This is a genomic window from Candidatus Cloacimonadota bacterium, from assembly GCA_034661015.1.
In the GTDB taxonomy this organism is placed as follows: Bacteria; Cloacimonadota; Cloacimonadia; order JGIOTU-2; family JGIOTU-2; genus JAYEKN01.
On record JAYEKN010000083.1, the window covers coordinates 1 to 4,730 of the forward strand.

A 4,730-nucleotide genomic window follows, 5' to 3' on the forward strand; every position below is an offset into this window, starting at 1 on the left:
ACCCTTTTCATATTCTGGATAGAGAAAAAATTTTCATTGAGAGGTTTGTTAAACTCCATTTTTTCATATTCCAAGATTGTTTTATTTCCTTTTTTGAGAACCGGAATCATTACTAATTTGCCGGGTAATTTTCTATCTCCCATTTGCTGAATATTCGAACATAATTCACGATTTACCAGATTTTCATACTCATCAAAATATTCGATTTTCAATTGATAAAATTCCGTTTTGGAAATCCACATAACAATTTTTCCCCAGACAACAGCGGCGGTTTCTTTCGGTTCAAATTTTATCTTGTAGCAAGCCATACTATCAATTTCTTCCGAACCAATAAGGGAATGATTGTAATCTTTCACAAAGGAAGAAAGTTTGATCAGATCGTTATTGGTGAAATCCGAACCCATCCAAGATTGCATCATCATCGAGGGAGGAATTTTTACCATACGGCTGATTGTGGGAATCCAGTTCCACATCTCCTCCTCTCTTTTGAGAAAAACCTGTCCCCTGTCTCGAGCGGGTGAGGAAATGTAAATCATATAATACTCCATGCCTTTTGACCAGATTTTCATGCTAATTTCCCGCGACCAAGTAGGACGAATGATTGTCATGTTAAGAGTTCCCTGTGAAGTGTTTCCCTGAACTTTGTTAATCGCATTCTCGACGATTTGCAAAGCGGTTAATTTCTCTTGGGCAGTCAGTTTTATTTGGAAAGCGATAACAAAAGTGATTATTAGAATTACAGATAATATTTTTATTGTTTTCATTCTTGCACCATACTTTTTTTTATTTTTACTAATTTAATAGTAAAATTTATTTTGTAGGGAATGTAGATCAAAATTAAAAAAGCAACTAATTTCCCTCCGGTTTTTTTTCATAAAGAATAAATTTAAAAGCAATCCTGTTGAAAATATTAGGTTAATCCGCCAGCTGGCGGATTGACTCAAGATTTTTTTTAGGTATATTGGCTACTTAGAGTCTGTCCGTGAACTCTGAAACCTTGCGGATGGTTGAAAACCTCCGCAATGGTTGAAATTGTAAACGACCACCATTGCGGAGGTTGCGGATAACAAATCCCGTTGAAAAGCAACCATCCGCAAGGTGATTAAAAAGGCTACTTTACGGATGCACACTACTTATGCTTTAATTTTTTCTTGGCTTCCTTGATCAACTCTTTTTTGTTTTTTTCAAATTCCTTTTTGGTTCCATCAATTATGTCTTTTTTTACATCCTTAACGACTTCGTTGCTACTCTCTTTAATTTTCTCGAGTTTTTCAGTGCTATGCTTAATTAGTTCTTCTTTTGTAAGAGGAATCTTCTGACCTGTGAAATACAAATAACCAACATAAATCAAAACAATGACAATGATTACTAAGAAAATCTTCCAGATTTTTTTGGCGATTGCCACTACGACCACAATCAACAATGCACCCGCTATTACCCAAAGAATCGGGTTTGAATTCATTTTTGCTAATATGGTTTCCATTTCGTCTCCTGATAGTTTGTTAAAATTATAAATATTGTAATGTTTTTTTGTTTTTCACATCGCCGTAAAGTTCAATATATGGCTTAATAGGACTTGATGCAATTTTCGGATATAAAACCTCTTCAATCTGAAAAAACCCCACAGATTGGCTCATTTCTACCGTGATTTTGATTGGCTTTTTGTCCCCTTGTGAAATTCTGACGTGGTCAATCGAGTTTGCGGAATATTTATGAATATCACCAATTCTGGGAGTGGTGGTTAGAAGTGTTGTTATTCGTGATCTTCCTTTTTCCATATCGCAACCATCACCAACCAAAACCAAGCCGGCTTCAATAGAATTTATTTTATGAGTCCCCATGTGCCCGATGATTCCCTCCAAAACAATAGACTTCATTATCGTTTTCATTTTGAGATCATTCGGATAAATTGTTTGCATAAGCCTTTCTACAATGGGTTCTGCGATGATTGCTCCGAGTAATTCATGCACATCTCGTGAGGTTGACATCCCGATATCGTGGAGTAGTGTAGAAATAATGACTGCGATTTTACTGTCTTTCAAGCCACCCAATTTTTCTTTTTCCAAATTCATTTTGATTCCGGAGTTGTGAAGCAGATCAAACATAATGATGGCGTTCAGAGCCGCTTTGGACATGTGAACCGGTCCGTGATCATTGTATCCGAGCCTTTTTATGGAAACCACGTTTGCATAATCCTGATAGGCTTGTATCTCCTCATCCGCAAAAATCATTTCCGCTACTTCTTTGGGTTGGTTCGCAAGGAGTGATAAAATTTTTTTCTCTATTTTAATTTGTATTCTTGATTTTTTCATTATAAAATCCTTTCTTAGTGCGAAACACACAATCTGCGATGGTAAATATTTTATTTCAACATTTACGGATTGCTATAATTCAGATGTGTATTTCAGGACATTTATTTTTTACATTCTCAAAACAAAAATGGTTATCATATGTCAATTAATTTCGGAAAATATGTAATGATTTTGTGTTTAATTGAGATCCTTCTCAATCAAGGATGGTTGAGTTACGTTCATTATTTGAATTAATTTACGGATATAATTGACAAAGAAAGTTGGTTTATGAAAAAATATTATCAATCAAAAAATATAATTATAGGAGAATTTATGGAAGAAAAAGAAGCAAAGGTTTTTCGCTTTATGGATATTTTTAAAGCCTGGAACCATTCATTTCGTTTTCACCGTTTGTTATTATCAGGATTTGCTCTGCTCATTTCAGCGATCATTGCAATAATCCTTTTCAAACCAAGTTTGGGACATCTTATTCTGAATCCCGTATATTATACTTCCCCCGAAGTTCTGCTCAATTTTCAAAACCTCTTAGCAATTGTCCTCATATCATTTATCTTTTTCATAACTCGTATGTGTATTTCGTTTTCAATCCGCAAAGAAGTTGTAGATGATGAAATTTTTGTAGGCTGGAAAGATGTGGGAAAATTTCTGAAGAAACATCTGAAAACATTTTTATTTTATGTCATCGGCTGGATAGTAATTTTTGTACTTATGGCACTCGGGCAGCTATTTTTCTATGCGATTGGAGCGATTCCGATTGTAGGTTCATTATGGCTTTCATTTATGTATATAATTCCATTTGCGATTTCGGTATTTTTGATGCTCACTCTCGTTGTTCTTTTGTTTGCCGATAAATTTGGTGCTGTGATTATTGGCGTGGAACAGAATTCTGCGATGGATAGCATTATCAGTTTGTATCACTTTGTAAAAGATCACGGGATTTATATTGTTGTTACCAGCATTATTTCTGCAATAGTTGGAATAATCGCTTCCGTTTTTGTTCTGTATATTCTCAAAGGAGCGGTGGTAGTAACAAACTGGGGTGCAAATTTTGTAATGGGTAATGAGTTTGCCAAGATCACAATACCAAAATATTTTGGTTTTTTGAATTATATTTTTCCCTCACTCCAATCATCGGCATCAGCAGGTGGCTGGTACACTGTCCCCGGATTTATTATCAGCATTTTCCTAATCGTTGTTGCAGCCATCGGCATTGCATATATTTTTACTTATATGACAGCTGCTCAAACATTTATCTATCTTTCCTCCCAAGAGAAATTTTTCCCTAAAATTGATGAAGATCCGGATTCCGATATTGAGGCAGAAGATGAAAAAAATGAAGAAGCAGATGATGAGACTAAGGAAACAACCGAACCTGATGAAAATGACAAACCTGCAGAATCTGAAGATGAAGAATAGGTGAATTTTTTAAAGAAAGAAGGTGTTTTATGACTCATTATACTGAAATTGGTTTTGTAAATACGAGAGATATGCTAGCAAAAGCCACTAAAGGCGGCTATGCAATTCCCGCTTACAATTTCAATAATATGGAACAATTGCAGGCAATTATGATCGCTTGCGTTGAAACAAGATCGCCCGTTATTCTTCAAATTTCAAAAGGAGCCAGAGAATATGCTAATCAAACAATGCTCCAGTATATGGCTCAAGGTGCTATTGAAATGATGAAAACATTGGGCCAACCTGTTCCGGTGGCACTTCACCTCGATCATGGAGATAGCTTTGAATTATGCGTAAGTTGTATTGAAAGCGGATTTTCTTCTGTGATGATTGACGGCTCATCCCTTCCCTATGATGAAAATGTAGAGCTTACAAAAAAAGTTGTGGAGTATGCTCACAAACACGGCATTACCGTAGAGGGTGAACTTGGTGTTCTTGCTGGAATAGAAGACGATGTGGTCGCTGAAGAATCCCACTACACAAATCCGGAAGATGTAGAGGATTTTGTAAAAAAAACCGGTGTTGATTCTCTTGCCATCTCAATCGGAACTTCTCACGGAGCATACAAGTTTAAAGTTAAACCGGGCGAATCAGTTCCTCCGCTTCGTTTTGATATACTCGAAGAAGTTGAGAAAAGAATTCCCGGATTTCCGATTGTGCTGCACGGTTCCTCTTCCGTAATTCCCAAATACGTTGAAATAATTAACGCGTATGGTGGAAAAATGGAAGGTGCAACCGGTGTGCCGGAAGATCAGCTAAGAAAAGCTACCAAATCCGCGGTGTGCAAAATCAATATTGATTCGGACGGTCGTCTGGCAATGACTGCAATGATTCGAGAATTCCTTGCAAAAAATTCCCCTGTTTTTGATCCCCGTAAATATCTTGGACCAGCCCGAGCAGAACTTATCAAGATGTATAAACACAAAAACATTAATGTTCTTGGTTCCGCAGGGAAGGGATAAA

General features: G+C 36.4%; 5 protein-coding genes. 2 read left to right on the forward strand and 3 right to left on the reverse strand.

The genetic code is table 11. From position 1 onward, the window contains the following. From U9P79_02815 to U9P79_02825, 3 genes are all read right to left on the reverse strand, one after another. A partial coding sequence (locus tag U9P79_02815) for an outer membrane lipoprotein-sorting protein (protein ID MEA2103562.1) occupies nt 1-764 on the reverse strand: 764 nt, incomplete at its 3' end. Nucleotides 765-1,129: 365 nt separating this feature from the next. Then, nucleotides 1,130-1,483, reverse strand: coding sequence for a hypothetical protein (locus U9P79_02820; GenBank protein ID MEA2103563.1), 354 nt, complete (start codon nt 1,481-1,483; stop codon nt 1,130-1,132). Between the two features lie 25 nt (nt 1,484-1,508). Further along, on the reverse strand, nt 1,509-2,312 hold the full coding sequence (locus tag U9P79_02825; GenBank protein ID MEA2103564.1) for a phosphohydrolase: 804 nt from the start codon (nt 2,310-2,312) through the stop codon (nt 1,509-1,511). 312 nt (nt 2,313-2,624) lie between these two features. Here U9P79_02825 and U9P79_02830 point away from each other — a divergent pair, with 312 nt between their 5' ends. Next, nucleotides 2,625-3,728, forward strand: a complete 1,104-nt coding sequence (locus U9P79_02830; protein ID MEA2103565.1) for a hypothetical protein — start codon at nt 2,625-2,627, stop codon at nt 3,726-3,728. Between the two features lie 29 nt (nt 3,729-3,757). Beyond that, nucleotides 3,758-4,729, forward strand: a complete 972-nt coding sequence (locus U9P79_02835; protein MEA2103566.1) for a class II fructose-bisphosphate aldolase — start codon at nt 3,758-3,760, stop codon at nt 4,727-4,729. Nucleotide 4,730: the final 1 nt, after the last annotated feature.